The 16,337-nt window shown below is 42.0% G+C and carries 20 protein-coding genes; 9 read left to right on the top strand and 11 right to left on the bottom strand.

Translation table 11 applies throughout. The features are described 5' to 3' along the window. Nucleotides 1-44 precede the first annotated feature (44 nt). Nucleotides 45-743: a YjjG family noncanonical pyrimidine nucleotidase gene (locus CSV79_RS14405; RefSeq protein WP_099689746.1), complete on the bottom strand. Its 699-nt coding sequence runs from the start codon at nucleotides 741-743 to the stop codon at nucleotides 45-47. A 383-nt stretch (nucleotides 744-1,126) separates the two neighbouring features. Here CSV79_RS14405 and CSV79_RS14400 point away from each other — a divergent pair, with 383 nt between their 5' ends. Further along, entirely contained in the window at nucleotides 1,127-1,882 is a 756-nt protein-coding gene (locus CSV79_RS14400) for an IclR family transcriptional regulator (protein ID WP_099689745.1), read from the top strand. Between the two features lie 48 nt (nucleotides 1,883-1,930). Here the strand turns inward: CSV79_RS14400 and CSV79_RS14395 are convergent, their stop codons facing one another. Then, nucleotides 1,931-2,920 (bottom strand): 5-oxoprolinase subunit C family protein, encoded by a 990-nt coding sequence (locus CSV79_RS14395; RefSeq protein ID WP_099689744.1) that lies wholly within the window; start codon nucleotides 2,918-2,920, stop codon nucleotides 1,931-1,933. Further along, on the bottom strand, nucleotides 2,917-3,651 hold the full coding sequence (pxpB, locus tag CSV79_RS14390) for a 5-oxoprolinase subunit PxpB (protein WP_099689743.1): 735 nt from the start codon (nucleotides 3,649-3,651) through the stop codon (nucleotides 2,917-2,919). Before pxpB ends, CSV79_RS14395 begins: the two co-directional genes overlap by 4 nt. Nucleotides 3,652-3,916: 265 nt before the next feature. On the opposite strand from pxpB, the gene CSV79_RS14385 reads away from it, so the two are divergent. Genes CSV79_RS14385 through CSV79_RS14375 form a run of 3 tightly spaced genes read left to right on the top strand, consistent with a single transcriptional unit; the run spans nucleotide 3,917 to nucleotide 6,727 of the window. Continuing rightward, nucleotides 3,917-4,693, top strand: coding sequence for a LamB/YcsF family protein (locus CSV79_RS14385; RefSeq protein ID WP_099689742.1), 777 nt, complete (start codon nucleotides 3,917-3,919; stop codon nucleotides 4,691-4,693). Beyond that, nucleotides 4,690-5,916, top strand: a complete 1,227-nt coding sequence (locus CSV79_RS14380) for an NRAMP family divalent metal transporter (protein WP_099689741.1) — start codon at nucleotides 4,690-4,692, stop codon at nucleotides 5,914-5,916. The genes CSV79_RS14385 and CSV79_RS14380 overlap by 4 nt, the downstream gene beginning before the upstream one ends. A gap of 19 nt (nucleotides 5,917-5,935) precedes the next feature. Further along, nucleotides 5,936-6,727, top strand: a complete 792-nt coding sequence (locus tag CSV79_RS14375; RefSeq protein ID WP_099689740.1) for a putative hydro-lyase — start codon at nucleotides 5,936-5,938, stop codon at nucleotides 6,725-6,727. A 74-nt stretch (nucleotides 6,728-6,801) separates the two neighbouring features. Here the strand turns inward: CSV79_RS14375 and CSV79_RS17180 are convergent, their stop codons facing one another. The 4 genes from CSV79_RS17180 to CSV79_RS14360 all read right to left on the bottom strand — a co-directional run bounded on the left by CSV79_RS17180 (nucleotide 6,802) and on the right by CSV79_RS14360 (nucleotide 11,011). Then, entirely contained in the window at nucleotides 6,802-7,167 is a 366-nt protein-coding gene (locus tag CSV79_RS17180; protein ID WP_233201462.1) for a hypothetical protein, read from the bottom strand. Between the two features lie 113 nt (nucleotides 7,168-7,280). Then, entirely contained in the window at nucleotides 7,281-8,048 is a 768-nt protein-coding gene (locus CSV79_RS14370; RefSeq protein WP_099689739.1) for a 3-hydroxybutyrate dehydrogenase, read from the bottom strand. A 24-nt stretch (nucleotides 8,049-8,072) separates the two neighbouring features. Then, nucleotides 8,073-9,395, bottom strand: a complete 1,323-nt coding sequence (locus CSV79_RS14365; RefSeq protein ID WP_199171932.1) for a GntP family permease — start codon at nucleotides 9,393-9,395, stop codon at nucleotides 8,073-8,075. A gap of 272 nt (nucleotides 9,396-9,667) precedes the next feature. Continuing rightward, nucleotides 9,668-11,011 carry a sigma-54 interaction domain-containing protein gene (locus CSV79_RS14360; RefSeq protein ID WP_099689737.1) on the bottom strand — a complete coding sequence of 448 codons (1,344 nt, stop codon included), beginning with the start codon at nucleotides 11,009-11,011 and terminating at the stop codon, nucleotides 9,668-9,670. 475 nt (nucleotides 11,012-11,486) lie between these two features. On the opposite strand from CSV79_RS14360, the gene CSV79_RS14355 reads away from it, so the two are divergent. Further along, the gene (locus tag CSV79_RS14355) at nucleotides 11,487-12,041 is read left to right on the top strand and encodes a competence protein ComK (RefSeq protein WP_099689736.1); all 555 of its coding nucleotides are present in this window, start codon (nucleotides 11,487-11,489) and stop codon (nucleotides 12,039-12,041) included. Nucleotides 12,042-12,125: 84 nt separating this feature from the next. Here CSV79_RS14355 and CSV79_RS14350 read toward each other — a convergent pair whose 3' ends face one another. The 3 genes from CSV79_RS14350 to CSV79_RS14340 form a co-directional block, all read right to left on the bottom strand. Beyond that, the gene (locus CSV79_RS14350) at nucleotides 12,126-12,614 is read right to left on the bottom strand and encodes a sigma-70 family RNA polymerase sigma factor (protein WP_099689735.1); all 489 of its coding nucleotides are present in this window, start codon (nucleotides 12,612-12,614) and stop codon (nucleotides 12,126-12,128) included. Between the two features lie 258 nt (nucleotides 12,615-12,872). After that, complete coding sequence (locus CSV79_RS14345; RefSeq protein ID WP_099689734.1) at nucleotides 12,873-13,031, bottom strand: YjcZ family sporulation protein; 159 nt, start codon at nucleotides 13,029-13,031, stop codon at nucleotides 12,873-12,875. Between the two features lie 34 nt (nucleotides 13,032-13,065). Next, nucleotides 13,066-13,182 (bottom strand): YjcZ family sporulation protein, encoded by a 117-nt coding sequence (locus CSV79_RS14340; protein WP_099689733.1) that lies wholly within the window; start codon nucleotides 13,180-13,182, stop codon nucleotides 13,066-13,068. Between the two features lie 308 nt (nucleotides 13,183-13,490). On the opposite strand from CSV79_RS14340, the gene flaG reads away from it, so the two are divergent. The 4 genes from flaG to fliT are packed head-to-tail and all read left to right on the top strand — an operon-like array spanning nucleotide 13,491 to nucleotide 16,188. Next, entirely contained in the window at nucleotides 13,491-13,865 is a 375-nt protein-coding gene (gene flaG, locus CSV79_RS14335; protein ID WP_099689732.1) for a flagellar protein FlaG, read from the top strand. A 16-nt stretch (nucleotides 13,866-13,881) separates the two neighbouring features. Next, complete coding sequence (locus CSV79_RS14330) at nucleotides 13,882-15,405, top strand: flagellar hook-associated protein 2 (RefSeq protein WP_099689731.1); 1,524 nt, start codon at nucleotides 13,882-13,884, stop codon at nucleotides 15,403-15,405. 31 nt (nucleotides 15,406-15,436) lie between these two features. After that, nucleotides 15,437-15,838, top strand: coding sequence for a flagellar export chaperone FliS (gene fliS, locus CSV79_RS14325; RefSeq protein ID WP_099689730.1), 402 nt, complete (start codon nucleotides 15,437-15,439; stop codon nucleotides 15,836-15,838). Next, entirely contained in the window at nucleotides 15,835-16,188 is a 354-nt protein-coding gene (fliT, locus tag CSV79_RS14320; protein WP_099689729.1) for a flagellar protein FliT, read from the top strand. Before fliS ends, fliT begins: the two co-directional genes overlap by 4 nt. A 53-nt stretch (nucleotides 16,189-16,241) precedes the next feature. On the opposite strand, the gene CSV79_RS17480 is transcribed toward fliT, so the two are convergent. Then, nucleotides 16,242-16,337: IS3 family transposase (locus CSV79_RS17480; protein WP_369824980.1), on the bottom strand; the 96-nt coding region annotated here is incomplete at its 5' end.

Raw genomic sequence — 16,337 nt, 5'->3', positions numbered from 1 at the left:
CGGAGGGTTTACGTTTATCTATTTAACTTCACCGAAACATCTAATCAGTTACTATTAACCGCCTGGCGTCCAACACGGAACTCTGCCCAAGAATGAATTTCAAACGTTGGTTGAACCGCTGTGTTATTTGGGTGGCGGTGAGGATTAAACCAGCAAGTATCAATTCCAGCATTCATGCCGCCTTGTATATCCGATGTTAAAGAATCGCCAATCATTAGCACACGGGAAGGGTCCGTGATGCCGAGTTGTTTAAACGCATAGTCGAAAATTTCAGGCTGTGGTTTTTTGAAGCCGGTTTCTTCCGAAGCGATGATGGCTTCGAATGTATCGCGTAGCGGTGAGCCAGCGATGCGTGCGTGTTGGGCTCGTGTGAAGCCGTTCGTTAAAATGGCTAGCCGGTAATCCGCCAGACCCGAAAGCATCTCTTCCACACCGTCGATCAAATGTGATTCGCGGCCTAGGTTTTCGATGTACAGCTCTCCGAAACGTGACGCGTCAATTGGCAGTTCGTGCTGTGCGAATAATTGACGGAAGCGTTCCACTTTCAACTCTTCCAGCGTAATGCGTCCCTGTTCGAGGTCGTCCCAGATGACGGAGCTGATGGCGCGGTAGCTGTCACGATATGCAGCCAAGCCGTTCGGTAATCCAAAGCTTGTAAATGTATTGCCGAGCGCATGCTTTTCTGTCTCAGCAAAATCGAATAATGTATCGTCTAGATCGAATACTAGTAATTCATATGACATTAAGAAGGACTCCTTTTATAACAGTTGCTATTAGTATAACATGGGAAACGACACGAAGGTTATGTATTGGAATACTAGGTGGGATTATAGTGGTAGTTTAACAGTGTCATCGGTTGAATGGCGCGGTCAGGTAGCCCCTTGGCGCGGTTCGTCAGTTGATTGGCGCGATTAGGTAATACATTGGCGCTGTTCGTCGGTGTAATAGCGCGGTCAGGTAGCACATTGGCGCTGTTCATCGGTTGAATGGCGCGGTTAGGTAGCACATTGGCGCGGTTGTAGCAGACAGATGCGCTAAATGATTAGTGTGATGCACAGGCATAGTAATGATGGTATACTCGTCCATAGAATCTACATAAACTATCGTCTAATGGAAAGGAGCCAACATGAGTACAAAAAATAAAACAGTCGTCCGTTCTTTGGACATCTTAAATCTATTTATTGACCATCCCGCTCTTACATTTCAAGAAATCATTGAACTCTCAGGCATTCCGAAGTCTTCGGTCTATCGAATGTTGACTTCTTTAGAAGAGATGATGTTCTTAGAAAAAGGAGCGGATTCGAAATATCGGTTGGGTCTGTTGTTTTTGAAATATGGTAACCTCGTATCGAAGCGGCTAGATATACGTAAGATTGCCTATCCGATTATGGAGGCGCTTCATTATGATGTGAAAGAAGCGATTAATTTAATTGTTCAACAGGGAGACGCAGCGATCTATATCGAAAAAATCGATACCTATCAAAAAGTTCGACTTTACACAGCGGTTGGAAGGAATAGCCCTTTATATGCGGGTGCTTGTTCGCGCGTCATTTTGTCTCATCTAACGGATAATGAAATCGAGAAGTATTTAGATTCTGTGGAGATAAAACAATTGGCTAAAGGAACCATTACAGATCGCGACGAACTACTAGTCTCGATTCAAGATGCTAGAAAGAATGGCTATACAATCAGTCATTCTGAACTAGAAAATTTCACCTCTTCCATTGCTGCACCGATATACGATTTTAGCGGTGAAGTCGTTGCAGGCATTAGCATAGCAGGTATTGAAGCAAATTATTCAGAAGACAATATAGGAAATCTCATTCCAAAAGTAAAAGGAGCTGCGCTAGAAATCTCTAGGCAACTCGGCTATGTGGATTAATTGAAAAACTTGCTACGCAATCCATCGCGTGGCAAGTTTTTTCGCTTACTATTTCGTTTTCTGCTGTATGCCGGTTCTGATTTCATTAATGAGTTGTTCTTTAGCTAAAAGTTCTTCTTCGGCTTTTGTATGCGTAACTAGCTGAAAGTATAGTTTGGCATTCGGCTTTAATTGGGATAGGCTGCCTAAGTCTGCGGTAATGACTTGAGCGATTTTAGGATAGCCCCCTGTTGTTTGTCTGTCTGCCATTAAAATAATCGGTTTTCCGTTAGGGGGTATTTGAACCGTTCCAAATGTTACGCCTTCAGAGAGTAGTTCTAGTTTTTCGGTTAAGGAAAGCGAAGGGCCCTCTAGTCGTGAACCCATTCGGTTGGACTGTGGTGTAACAACATAAGCTTCACGTACTAGCGCTTCTTTACTATCGTTATCGAAGTGATCATATTCTGTCCCTTTGATGATGCGGATTGTTTGTGTTGAATCTAGACTGACGAGTGAATGGTAAGGGACTGCCCAATTGGAAATGCCTCCAAACTGCACTGTCTGTTGAAAGATTCGCTCGTTCGTTGCTGTTGGTTTGCCTAGTGGAATACGATCTCCTTGCTGTAAAGGTCTTCCTTTAAATCCTCCGATTCCTGCCACTATATAGGTACTTTTACTTCCGATTGCAGAAGGAACATGGATGCCCCCGGCTAATGCAAGATACGCACGGCATCCTTCGATCGCAAAACCGAACGTTAAAATGGACCCCTTTTTAATAATCATAGGTCGCCATGTAGGAACGGATATACCGTCAATTGTTGTTTGTAAGTCTCCGCCTGTAATTGAAATCAATGTATCTTCCTCGAATTGGAGAGTGGTTCCAAACAACGTAATTTCTAGTACAGCCTCATTTTCGTCATTTCCTACGAGCAAATTCGCAATGCGCATAGAGTAGCTATCCATGGCACCGCTTACAATGATGCCGTATTTTTGTGAACCAAATCGTCCATTGTCTTGCATTGTTGTTAGGAGTCCTGGATTCAACACGTTGAGCGTCATTTGTTCACCTTCTTTTGCTGTTCATATTCTTCGGATGTGATCGGACAGAATTTTATTTTATCTCCAGCTTGCAATAAGGAGGGGGGTGACATGTCAGGTAGGAATAAATCGATTGGCGTGCGTCCGATAATTTGCCAGCCACCTGGTGTTTCTAATGGATAGACGCCTGTTTGTTTACCCGCAATGCCGACGGATCCAGGTGCAATGGCTGTACGTGGTGTAATTTTTCTTGGCGTGGCAATTCTCTCATCCAGTCCACCTAAGAATGGAAATCCCGGAGCGAATCCAATCATGTAGACGAGGTATTCAGGTTCTGTGTGAATCGCGATGACCTCTTCAATTGACAGTCCATGTGTGTCAGCTACTATTTTCAAGTCAGGGCCGTATTCGCCACCGTAGAGTACAGGGATATGTACTAGATTCCCTCCAGCAACGGGTATTTCTGAAATATTTTCAGCTAATGTATTCATGTAGTCTATCACTTTTTCGATTGGAGTCCCTGTTACGGAAAATCCTATTTTCGATTGGTGGACTTTATATGGTGAATAATACACCGTTAAATTATTATAAGCGGGGACGGATTCTATAAAACCGTCAAATGGCTGCTCATTCAATAGGAATGAGAGATTTTTTACTTGTTGATGAATTAACGGATCGATGCCTTCACCTAATTTTATCATGATGGCTGAATCTCCAAGTGCTTTTATAGTAAGAGCTTTTTTCTTATTCATAACAACAACTCCTTTAGGTTCTGAAATTCGAAACCTTAATTCTGTTAAATGAATCATAATTCCATTATAAATAGCTAAAGTGAAATTACAAGCTTATTAACTAGTAAATAAAAATACTTGATATGTTTCGACAATAATCTATTCAACGAAAGAGTTTTGTGATAAACTTGGTTTCAAGTTCAGAACCTAGGTTTCGAATTATGAAACTAGAAGGTTTGCAAACGCTTACTTATATACTTTGAAAAATTATAGGGAGGTCATTTGTATGGTACAGGTAGATTTAAATAGTGATTTAGGGGAAAGCTTTGGCCGGTATACGTTAGGGGAGCAAGAGGAAATATTAAAATACGTCACATCTGCCAATGTGGCTTGTGGCTTCCACGCAGGTGATCCATCGGTGATGAGAAAAACAGTGAAGCTTGCGATTGATAATGGTGTTCGAATTGGTGCACACCCGGGATTGCCTGATTTGGTCGGCTTTGGACGTAGAGATATGAATATCACGCCTCAAGAAGCATATGACATGGTAGTATATCAAATCGGTGCACTGCAAGCATTTTTAGCAGTACATAACGAACCGATGCAGCACGTAAAACCACATGGCGCGCTGTACCAAATGGCATCTAGAGATAAAGAACTCGCGCAAGCTATTGCACAGGCAGTCTATGATGTATCTCCTTCACTCGTGTTGTTCGGTCTTGCTGACAGTGAATTGACTAGAGCAGGAGAAGAAATTGGATTAGTAACAGCTCATGAGGTGTTTGCTGATCGTACGTATCAATCAAATGGCATGCTGACATCGCGTTCCCAAGAAGATGCGATGATTACAGATCAGGAAAAGTCTGCAGAACAAGTCATCCAAATGGTGAAGGAAGGAAAAGTCATTTCACAGCAAAACACGGAAGTCGCTCTTCAAGCAGATACAATCTGTATTCATGGAGATGGAGAGCATGCAGTTGAGTTTGCGAAATACATTACTGATCGGCTGAACGAGGAACAGATTGTCGTTGCTGCTATTTCTGGTAGGGAGGATTCTCTATGAAAGAGGAAAAATTAGGGCTGGCTCAAGATCAGCAACAGAAAAAAGTAACTCGCGGCGTATTGCTCGGTGCCGCGTTCTTAATGGCTACGTCATCTGTCGGACCGGGCTTTCTTACACAGACAACGGTTTTCACGGAGCAATTAGCCGCGAGTTTTGGTTTTGTCATTTTAATTTCATTAATTCTAGATGTCTTTGCACAGATGAATATTTGGAGAGTCATCGCTGTTTCTGGATTACGGGGGCAGGAAATTGCCAATAAAGTTCTTCCGGGTCTAGGCTTTGTGCTGGCGTTCCTTATTGTTGCAGGGGGTCTCGCATTCAACATCGGAAACGTTGCGGGAGCAGGGTTAGGACTTAACGCAATGATTGGTATCGATCCAATTATGGGTGCGATTATCAGTGCGGTATTTGCGATTCTCATTTTCCTAGTGAAAGAGGCCGGCAAGGTGATGGACAAAGTAGTGGCTGTTGCCGGGGTAATTATGATTCTATTGGTCGTATTCGTCGCATTCAAAACATCACCGCCAGTCGGAGAGGCGATCGTTAGGACATTTAATCCTTCAGAGATTAGCTTCTTCGCGATTGTGACGCTAGTTGGCGGTACAGTCGGTGGCTATATCACGTTCGCTGGTGGACACCGTTTATTGGATGCTGGAATCAAAGGAATTGAATCCGTACCATTGGTCACTAGGAGTTCAGTGACAGGGATCGTCGTTACTGGAATCATTCGAGTAGCCTTATTTCTTGCAGTACTCGGCATCGTTGCGCAAGGATTGCAAATCGATCCAGAAAATCCACCGGCATCAGTGTTCCAGCTTGGCGCCGGGGAAATTGGTTTAAGACTGTTTGGGGTAATCATGTGGGTAGCGGCGATCACATCTGTTGTCGGTGCAGCCTATACATCGGTTTCATTCATCCGATCATTCCACCCGCTCATCGAAAAGTATCATAACTGGATTATTATTTTATTCATCGTCATATCGACTTCGACGTTCGCATTCGTCGGAAAACCGGTTACTATTTTGTTGTTAGTTGGTGCATTGAACGCATTAATTTTGCCACTTGCGCTCGGAACATTGCTGATAGCTGCTTATAAGAAGAATATTGTCGGTGAATACAAGCATCCATTGTGGTTGACTATTGGTGGCGCAATCGTCGTCGTAGTTATGGGTGTGTTGAGTGTCATGACGTTGATCGAACAGATTCCATTACTATTTAGTTGATGGATAGGAGGTTTTATTGATGAAAGATTATAGTTCCATGAAAGCGGCAGAAGTCAGGAAGTTGATCCGTCAACAAAAAATCACTGGACAGACTTCGGGCATGTCCAAAGGGTTCACGCAAGCGAATTTGGTCATATTGAAACAAGAGCATGCGCTAGATTTCCTGCTGTTTTGCCAGCGTAATCCTAAGTCCTGCCCATTATTGGATGTGACAGAACCTGGCTCGTATCGTCCTAGTAGACTTGCAGAAAAAGCAGATCTACGCAGTGAGCTGCCGAGTTACCGCATCTATAAAGACGGTGTGTTGACGGAAGAAGTGAAGGATATTACAGACTACTGGGAAGACGATATGGTGGGCTTTTTACTTGGTTGTAGTTTCACGTTTGAAGCGCCCTTGCTAGACAATGGAATTCCTATTAGGCATATAGAAGAAAATCGTAATGTGCCGATGTATAAGACGGATATTGCCTGTAATCAAGCAGGAATTTTTCAAGGGCCGACAGTAGTGAGCATGCGACCGATGACGGCTCAAGATGCCATTCGGGCGATTCAGATTACTACACGCTTCCCAGCTGTACATGGCGCGCCTATCCATCTGGGGGATCCGAGTTTGATTGGAATTGATGACATATCAAAACCAGATTTCGGGGAATCCGTGACTATTAACGAAGGAGAGATACCTGTGTTTTGGGCGTGTGGCGTGACGCCTCAAGCGGTCGCGATGGAAAGTAAGCCTTCCATTATGATCACACATTCACCTGGCTGTATGTTCATAAGTGATATGAAGGATTCCGAGTTGAGCGTTTTATAAGATGTGATGTGGAGTCAACTAAAGATATGTACAGTTCTCAAATCGACTTGTCGTCGGTTTGAGGGCTTTTTTTGTTAGTCTTCAATATATTTAGCTGGGGTGGATTGCTGGATGGCGCGGTTGTCCGGTGCTTTCGCGCGGTCCGTCAGGGTAATGGCGCGGTTATTCGAGACTATGGCGCGGTTTGTCAGAAGAATGGCGCGGTCCGTCAGGAGATTGGCGCGGTTATTCGGAACTTTGGCGCGGTCCGTCAGCAGATTGGCGCGGTCCGTCAGCAGATTGGCGCGGTTATTCGGAACTTTGGCGCGGTCCGTCAGCAGATTGGCGCGGTCCGTCAGCAGATTGGCGCGGTCCGTCAGAAGAATAGCGCGGTCCGTCAGAAGAATAGCGCGGTCCATCAAAAGAATAGCGCAGTACAGCGGCTCTATAGCGCGATTCAATCACATATCTGTACTGCATAGTATCACTCGAACTCCTATTGCCTTAGTTAAAAAGAAAAACCCCTCGTACAAGCACGAGGGGTTACTAATTATTCTTCTACGTCATCTAAAACCTACTGCACTGTATACCCACCATCCAAAACAATTGCCTGCCCTGTAATCCCTTTCGCACTTTCACTCGATAGGTACAGCGCGAGATCTGCCACTTCCTTCACATCAAGCAAACGCTTTTGGGGCACTAACGGATAAATGATTTCTTCCAACACCGCTTCCATCGCTACGCCACGTACGTTAGCTAAGTCTTCAAACTGATTGCGCACAAGTGGTGTGTCAACATAACCTGGACAAATGGCGTTGACTGTGATGCCGTCTGAAGCAGTTTCTAGCGCTGCCACTTTCGTTAAGCCAATAACACCATGCTTTGACGAGTTATACGCTGCTTTCCCTGCAAATCCAATGAGTCCGTTAATAGAAGCCATGTTTAGAATTCGGCCGAATTGTTGTTTTTTCATATGCGGGAGCACCAGCTTAGTTGTGATGAATGGTGCAGTTAGCATAATTTTGACGAGAAGTTCGAACTTCTCAGTTGGAAAATCTTCTAGCATCGACACGTGTTGCATCCCCGCATTGTTAATAAGAATATCGATTCGTCCAAAGTGGGCAATCGCTTCATCGATGGCTTGCTGAATATCCTCTTCCTTCGTCACATCACATTTTAGACCGATTGCGCTACTACCTAATGTAGCGGCCGCTTCTTTTACTTTTTCTTCATTCAAATCCGTTAACACGACATGTGCACCTGCATCTGAGAATGCTTTAGAAATCTCGAAGCCTATTCCTTGCGCAGCGCCTGTGATGAACAATACTTTATCTTTTACCATGTTGTTTCCTCCCTAACTATCAAATCAAATACCGAATCCTAATGAAAATAATACGATGGCGATGATGACACCGATCACGGGCACGATGACCGTGACTGCTGCCATTGCACCATACGCTGCACGATGTGTTTCACCTGCGATGGACTGAATCGTTGTGACGACATAGCCGTTATGTGGCAGGGAGTCCAGTGCACCAGATGAAATCGCAACTACACGGTGTAATGCTTCTGTATTGACACCCATGTCTATATAATGTGGTGCGATAAGTGGTAAGGCAATTGCTTGACCACCTGAAGCTGATCCGGTCATACCAGCAATGACGGATACGGCAATAGCTGCACCGATTAGTGGAGAGCCGGGAATGTTTGTCATGACTGCTACTGCGTCTTGGAATGCGGGAACTGCTTTTGCTACACCGCCAAATCCAACAACAGCAGCTGTATTTCCGATTGCGACCATTGCGCCAAGTGTACCAGCCGATACTGCAGCACCATAGTTCTGTGAATATTTTCTGCCTACGAAATACGTTGAGACAATGCCGCCAAGTAGCGCGAGTATCAAAGCGGATTGTGCTAGTTTATCATGGAATACATAAGAGATGATGAGTACAATTGCCAACGGAATCATGGATAAGAATGGGTTTGGCAAATCACGTGTTGTATCAAATGTAGGGTCTGTTTTTCTATCAACAAAGCGTTCTCCTTTATTCATTGCTTTTGTGATCATACGCTTCAACCACCAATAGCCGAAGAATGCCATGAACAAGCCAACGATGATACTAACTTCCCAGCCGGCATAGGCATTCGTTCCTAAAAATTCGATAGGTATCCAGTTTTGAATTTCAGGTGATCCCGCGGAAGTCATCGTAAAGGTAACAGAACCGAGTCCTAGTGTAGCAGGAATGAAGCGTCTTGGTAGATCAGCTTGCTTGAATAATGAAATGGCCATTGGATAAACCGAGAATGCGACGACGAATAGACTAACGCCACCATACGTTAAGATTGCACAAGCCATAACAATCGCAAGAACAGCAAATTTCATACCTAATTTTTCAACAAACCATTTCGCAACAGCATCCGCCGCTCCGCTATCCTCCATTACTTTACCAAACACAGCACCGAGTAGGAACATCAAATACCATGACATGATGAATCCAGTGAAACCTGTCATATAACTAGTGACGAAATTACCTTCTCCTTCCGCTGCTAGTTGTGGAAATAATGTCATGCCGCTCATGAGTGCGACGAATAATGCGGAAACAGGTCCGGCTATTAATATGTTGACTCCTCTCATTGTTAAAATAATGAGTAAAGCCAAACCACCAAGTAAACCAATCATTCCTAATATACCCATTTTTATACCCCCCGTTTTATTAACTTTTTTTCTTGCGAAGTGAAATTCTAGTTGCCTATGAAACTTTGTCTAAAATGTTACAAGTTAAGCGCTTTCAATTATTAAATCAGATTATAAAAAAACATGCAAACCGCTTGAGTAAGCGGTTTGCACGTTACTTTTAAGTTTTTATTCCGATCTATCGGAAAATAACTGTAGGTTGATTAATACTATTGATATTTTCAGTCCGATAATCCGGAATGGATTCCGGTAGTCTGGAAAATAGGTCATAAATCATATTTTTTTAATTTCTCATAAAATGTACTTTTACTTACGCCTAACAGTAGTGCCGCCTCTTTTTTATCGGGAAATTGCTCCAACGTCTCTTGAATAATCGTTTTCTCAAGTTCTTCAAGTGATTCAGCCAACGTACGTGAACTAGGGACATATTGGACAGTTCGTTTCTTCACTTGAGCGGGTAAGGCATCCGGATGAACCGTGTCTCCGCTCGTTAAATAAACGGCTGCTTGTATGACGTTTTGTAATTCACGTATATTGCCTGGCCATTGATAGGCGTGTAAGTAGTTCATCGTTTCCTCGGCTAACACCAGATCTCGCTTTCCTGCTTTGGCGATCGCTTTATGGAACATGAAGCTGGTGATTTCAGAGAAGTCTTCCATCCGTTCGCGTAGCGGAGGAACTTGCAATGTAATGGCTTGAATTCGGTAATATAGATCTTTTCGGAATTGCTGTGCTTCAATCAACTCTGTTAACGGTTGATTGGTTGAAGCGATGACCCGAATATTAATCTTCTCGGATTGATGGGAATTGAGTGAATCTATCGCTCCATTATTTAGTACCCTCAATAATTTCACTTGGACGGGAAGGGGAAGACTTCCGATATCATTTAAAAATAATGTTCCACCGTCTGCTAGGTGGATTCTTCCATTTCTTTCAGCAGTGCTAGAGGTTTTTCTATGACCGAATAGCTCTTCTTCTAAAAGATCGGGTGGTATGGCAGCACAACTTACTTTAATAAGAGGTTTGTCCGAGCGATCGGATAATTGATGGATGCTATGTGCGAATAATTCTTTGCCTGTTCCACTTTCTCCTTGGATTAAGATAGGTAAATCACTAGGTGCAATCATTCGGATTGTGTCTTTGATAGTGCAGATCGCAGCGGAAGATCCTTTAATGTCGCTTAGTTGGTAAGATAATTCATCTGAAGGTTTGGTGCCGATTGTGATTTTCTCAAGTGTCTGTTTAACATGAGAACTTAGATGATGCCAATCATGTAAGTCTCTAAAGATCACACTGCCAAAAGCACCGATGATTTCTCCATCTACTTTTAGCGGTATCCGATTCGCAAGCATATACATACCTTTGATAAAATGGGGGGAGGCGATATGTTCTTCGCCAGACTTGACTACTTCATGCATTCGAGTATTTTCAATCACTTCGTTTACGGGCATGCCAATTGCTTCTTTACGGCCTATTTTCAAGAACTTACAATAATCATCATTGATGTACAGAATTCTAGCTTGTTGATCAACAACGACAAACCATTGAAAAGCATTTTCTAGAATTTGATTTACTACATACTCTGGTAAATTGGTTGCGAGTTTTTCCATCGGATGACACCTTTCTCTACTTATGCTCGATTTCTTCATGTCGCAATTATAACATGAACGGTTGATTTGGACGTTTTCCGTAAAATGAATAGGAAGAAAAGCCTTTACAAATCTCAATTTACTGTAAAGTCAGAATAGTGTAAATTAGGATAGACGAAAGATTGAATCTATTATATACTAGTCAAAATGGCATGGGACTGGATGATCATGCCGCATTATAAAGTCATAGCGAATTCAAGTGTAATGAACCATCACTAGTTTGAGTTGGAAGGTTCTGTAGACTTAGAGTTTTTTTGCTACGCCTTAAAGGGGGTGAGTGTGGATTGAATGAGTGTTTGGACATAAGAAATCTCCGAGTGTATGAAGTCTGGGCAGACTCACTCGGAGATGGCCGGTTAGCGTTTACTAACCTATGTTTAGTATACCCTTTTTTTGCCGGTTTACAACAGATTGACAATAAAAGGGGGATGAAAGTATGAAGAGATTGAAGGAAGCGGTAATTACGCCTGGTACGAGCGTGATTTATCCGAATTATGATGAGCAAGGTAAATTGTGTGCGGTTGTGTTGCGTAATGGAAAGCTAGTTCGAGTAGGGGAAAGTCCTACGAATATTGTCGATTTAAGTCTCCGTAATTATGGATCTAGTTTGCGTGGAGCGGTCGATGGTACCAAAATGATGTTAGGTGAAATTAGTATGTCACCTGTTGTTGTAAGTGAAGTGCTGAATATGTACTGGTTCCCGAGTAAATCACCTTCAAGCGATGATTGTGTATGGTTTGCATTAGGGCATATTTATTCGTATAAGAGTGTAGACAAAGATCGTACAAGAGTTATTTTACGTGATGGTACGTCGTTTATGATTTATTGTAGCTACTATTCGTTTACGCAAAAATATCAGCGTGCGTGTATGTTGAAGAATCGTTTAGAAGCTAGGACGGCTCAAATGAAGCTTGAGAAGCCAAGGCATTCTATTTCTTTTGTCATTTTCAAAGATCCAAAAAAGCCGAATTATGAAGTGACAGAAGAGTAAAGTTTGCAGTAGCAACCAATATACTTATAGAAACGAACATCTCCTAGTTGCAGCTGGAACAGCGGACGAGGAGATGTTTTTTTATTATGTTAATTGTACTAATTGATGTTTTAGTTTCTTCAGTATTCGTTCACGTCGTTTTTTGATCCCAGCTACAGTAATACCGAAAAATTTGGCGCATTCTGTCTGCGATACATTATCGACATAGAGCATGATTAGTAGTTGTCTTTGCTCTAAGGATAGTGTGATCAGGGCAGCATGTAATCCGTGAACATCTTCATCATCGCCTAAAGTATGACCTACTAGTAGTTCCACGGTATCTGTTTCGACAGAAGTATGTGCTTCGCTGAAACGGTTTTCACGTTTTAATTCATCCAAAAGAGCCCCATAAATGGAGCGGTACGCGAAGGGTGTGAAGTTTCCCTTGCCGTTGTCAAATCGCGTCCATGCTTGCCAAAGAGCGACACGTCCTGCTTGACGAAATTGTTCAAAATCACGGTAGATATTCAATTTGCGTATAACAGCTGAAATCATCGGTTCATATTGCGCCAATACCTCTTCAAAACTTTCCATAAAAGCGACCTCTTCAGGTCGTGCACGACACCTTGTATTCCCTGGGTGTTTCTATCATAGAAAGTTTGTTGTGTACTATCGAATGATGATTTTTGAATTTTGGCGTAAGCAAATAGTGAATATAGGTAGGGGAAGTTCGCGGTTATAAGTTGCGAAAATTGAAGAATGCTATGATTATGGAAAGTTTCGCGCATGGAAAAGCGTTCCCTATAAACAGCGAAAAAGCCTGTCGAATTTACTCGACAGGCTTTGTAGTGCTTATAAGCAAGCTGCACCTACAATAATTAGTAGGATAAATAGTACGACAATCAATGCGAATCCGCGGCCTGCGCCACAACCGGATCCGTAACTTGATCCATAGTTTCCGCAGCCTGCACCAGCGCCACCATATCCACCATATCCACCAAATCCGAACATTACGTCACCTCCTTTTTAATTTACTGTGCAGAAATTAATATCCGCAACCCATAAATCCTGCACCTACAATGATCAATAAAATGAAAAGAACGACGATCATAGCAAAACCGAAGCCGCTGTTTTGATTTGAATATCCAACTGATTCGCCCATATTGATTTCACCTCCAAATGTGGAACTACCCTTATACTATGCAAGAATTTCGTAAGTGCCTTGGCTCTACGTAAAAAACACAAAAAATCCACCCGCTCCAAAAGAGGAGAGGCGGATTAGGTAAAATTGTATACGCTCCACTGCGTGAATTAAGTCTAGACAGTGAATAAATGCCTTATAAGTACTATTTTATTAACCAGAATATGTTAACTTCAAATGGCAAGAAATTCTTGTGCACTACTTAATAACGGTAATTTACATCCGATACTATAAGTAACGAATGTTCATTGATGACAGGAGGTTCCATTATGGTCAGTCGAATAGGCAGTGGATCCGCACCGCAACCAGTGCAGACATCTTATGATAGTGCGCCCATTGCAAGCGATAGGGCAGTAGTTGAAGTGCAACCCGTCAAAGAATCAGTACAGCAATCGTCATTAGAAAAACAACAGGAACTTACGAAAAGTGAAGCAAAAAAGCTGATAGAAGGCATGAATAACTTTTTAAAAAGTGTCAACGTCCAACTGCGATTTAAATATCATGATACGTTGAATGAATACTATGTCACTATTGTGAATACCGAAACGGATGAGGTGGTGCGGGAAATTCCACCAAAAAAACTTTTGGATATGCACGCAGAGATGAAACGCTTCATCGGATTACTGGTAGATCATAAAATTTAAAAAGGTGTGAGGCATAATGAGAATCGGTGGAATCGCATCCGGTATTGATACAGAGTCGATTATTAGGGATATGATGAAAGCGCATCGAATACCTCTTGATAAAATAACACAAAAGAAACAATATACGCAGTGGCAGTTAGATGATTATCGCTCCACGAATCGCGACTTACGGAAATCAAGTGATAAATTGTTTGATACGGTGATGAAGCAGGGGACGTACTTGAAGAAAACAGTCAGTGTATCCGATGACAAGGCCGTTAGTATTAGTTCAAAAACTTCAACTACTGACTTTTCAGGTACACTAGAAGTTGAACAACTGGCAAAACAAGCAACGTTGCAAAGTGGCGTCCTTAAAGATACGGATGGTAAAAAGCTAACAGATGAACAAGTAGGAAAAACATCCCTAAAGGATTTAGGCCTTTTCACTGGCGATGATGATCAGAAATTGACGATAACGGCACCGGGAAGAGAGCTAGCTGAAATTACTATTAAGGCTACAGATACGCTTGATTCTGTCTTGAGTCAGATCAATGAAAAAACTGGAGCAAGTGCGTTTTATGATTCCTCTTCAGGGAAAATTGGGATGAGTGCTAAAAATAGCGGTGTTGGGGAAATTGAGATATCAGGTACAGGTGGACTCGTTGAAAACCTTAAGTTGAATGTAACAGGTGGGACAGATCCTGATGACCCTAAATCGACAGCTGGACTAGACGCGAAGTTTACATTTAACGGCCTGGAAACCACTCGTTCATCCAATACATTCAATATAAATGGATTCGATGTTTCGCTCAAACAGACAACAACGACTCCAGTGACATTTAGTTCTTCTACGGATACCGACAAGATTGTAGATTCGGTAGTTGAATTCGTCAATGATTACAATGAAATGATTGAAAAGCTAAATAGTAAAATTAAAGAAAAAACATATAAAGCTTTCCATCCGCTTTCTGATGAACAGAAGGCAGATATGAAAGAAAAAGAAATCGAGCTGTGGGAAGAAAAGGCAAAAAGTGGTACGATGCGTAATGATCCAGCAATTTCCACTATGTTGTCGAATCTTCGTTCCATTATGTCTAAAGCGGTCGATACTACTGATAAAAATGGCAATGCGATTAAAGTTAGTCTGAAAGATTTAGGTATTGAAACAACTAAAAATTATTTAGATAACGGTAAATTGATAATTAATGAAGATAAGCTTCGTGAGAAAATTGCGGAAAATCCAAATGCTGTTTACGACTTAATTGGACGAGATGATAAAGAAACACCAAATAATTCGGGTATTGCACACGCGTATCGTAAAGAATTACAAGATGCACAAAAAAAGATATCGGAAAAAGCAGGTAGTTCAACAGCGCTCAATGACAGTTTTGCACTAGGCCGTTCTCTAAAAAGCATGGACCAACAAATTGAACGGTTTGAAAGAAAGCTGGAAATGATGGAGAATCGTTACTGGAAACAGTTTAGTGCGATGGAAACTGCAATCAATCGTGCAAACGCTCAATCAGCACAGTTAATGAGTTCACTTGGCGGCGGTATGTAACGAAACTTTTTTGAAAAGGGGAATGACATAAATGGCTATAAACAATCCATATGAGAAATATAAAAATAACGCGGTGACAACTTCTTCGCCAGGCGAATTGACGCTGATGCTATATAACGGCTGTCTAAAGTTTATTCAGCAAGGAAAAAAGGCGTTAAAAGAAGGTAATATTGAAGAGAAGAATATTGCAATTCAAAAAGCGCAAGCAATCGTGACTGAATTAATGTTGACACTAGATACATCTTATCCTGTTTCAGAGAATATGTTGGTGTTGTATGAGTTTGTTAACAGTCGTTTAATCGATGGGAATATCAAGAACGATCCAGCGTTATTTGATGAAGCAGCAGGAATCATAACAGAATTCCGTGACACATGGAAACAGGTTATCCAACTAAATCGTTCCAAACAATACGCTAATGTGAGTGAAATATGATACGCCCTGCGATAACTGCGTGGCGTGAATGTTCTCTTCAACTGATTGCGTTGACGAATGAAGTGGAAGAAGCGAAGCGTGATGAGGTAATTGAGCAAATTGAGAAAGTTCTGGATGATCGTGATAAATTGCAACCGCAAATTGCTCAGCCTTTTTCAGCTGCTGAGCAAAAAGCAGGCCAAGAATTGATGGCGCTTGAAAAAGAAGTACAGTTGAATCTTACACGCTTCATGAATATCATTCGGACAAACATTTCACAGTCCCAAGCAAAAAAAGAACATATAAATAGCTACACAAATCCTTATAGTAACATGATGCAAGATGGTGCATATTACGATACAAAGCAATAACAACCGGAAGAGAGTATAAACTGTACCCTTTGTAAAGGACAATTAAAAAAAGCCTATGCTAGTTGTTGAAGTTGCTGCCTGTATTTTGCAGGCGGCAACTTTTTTAAATTCCATTGCCCACGATAATGATTGTAGTACGTCATATACCT

The sequence above is a fragment of the Sporosarcina sp. P13 genome, from assembly GCF_002743055.1.
Classification (GTDB): Bacteria; Bacillota; Bacilli; order Bacillales_A; family Planococcaceae; genus Sporosarcina.
Note: the sequence above shows the minus strand (reverse complement) of the source record. Positions and strands in the feature narration are given on the sequence as shown.

Bases quoted from the DNA above. Each gene is read 5' to 3' on its own strand.
- CSV79_RS14345 (WP_099689734.1), bottom strand. From the start codon at position 13,031: ATGTTCGGATTTGGTGGATATGGTGGATATGGTGGCGCTGGTGCAGGC.
- CSV79_RS14350 (WP_099689735.1), bottom strand. From the start codon at position 12,614: ATGGAAAGTTTTGAAGAGGTATTGGCGCAATATGAACCGATGATTTCA.
- CSV79_RS14395 (WP_099689744.1), bottom strand. From the start codon at position 2,920: ATGACGCTCAACGTGTTGAATCCAGGACTCCTAACAACAATGCAAGAC.
- CSV79_RS14370 (WP_099689739.1), bottom strand. From the start codon at position 8,048: ATGGTAAAAGATAAAGTATTGTTCATCACAGGCGCTGCGCAAGGAATA.
- CSV79_RS14385 (WP_099689742.1), top strand. From the start codon at position 3,917: ATGGTACAGGTAGATTTAAATAGTGATTTAGGGGAAAGCTTTGGCCGG.
- fliT (WP_099689729.1), top strand. From the start codon at position 15,835: ATGATACGCCCTGCGATAACTGCGTGGCGTGAATGTTCTCTTCAACTG.
- fliS (WP_099689730.1), top strand. From the start codon at position 15,437: ATGGCTATAAACAATCCATATGAGAAATATAAAAATAACGCGGTGACA.
- flaG (WP_099689732.1), top strand. From the start codon at position 13,491: ATGGTCAGTCGAATAGGCAGTGGATCCGCACCGCAACCAGTGCAGACA.
- CSV79_RS14340 (WP_099689733.1), bottom strand. From the start codon at position 13,182: ATGGGCGAATCAGTTGGATATTCAAATCAAAACAGCGGCTTCGGTTTT.
- CSV79_RS14375 (WP_099689740.1), top strand. From the start codon at position 5,936: ATGAAAGATTATAGTTCCATGAAAGCGGCAGAAGTCAGGAAGTTGATC.
- CSV79_RS14400 (WP_099689745.1), top strand. From the start codon at position 1,127: ATGAGTACAAAAAATAAAACAGTCGTCCGTTCTTTGGACATCTTAAAT.
- CSV79_RS14405 (WP_099689746.1), bottom strand. From the start codon at position 743: ATGTCATATGAATTACTAGTATTCGATCTAGACGATACATTATTCGAT.
- pxpB (WP_099689743.1), bottom strand. From the start codon at position 3,651: ATGAATAAGAAAAAAGCTCTTACTATAAAAGCACTTGGAGATTCAGCC.
- CSV79_RS14380 (WP_099689741.1), top strand. From the start codon at position 4,690: ATGAAAGAGGAAAAATTAGGGCTGGCTCAAGATCAGCAACAGAAAAAA.
- CSV79_RS14360 (WP_099689737.1), bottom strand. From the start codon at position 11,011: ATGGAAAAACTCGCAACCAATTTACCAGAGTATGTAGTAAATCAAATT.
- CSV79_RS14330 (WP_099689731.1), top strand. From the start codon at position 13,882: ATGAGAATCGGTGGAATCGCATCCGGTATTGATACAGAGTCGATTATT.
- CSV79_RS14355 (WP_099689736.1), top strand. From the start codon at position 11,487: ATGAAGAGATTGAAGGAAGCGGTAATTACGCCTGGTACGAGCGTGATT.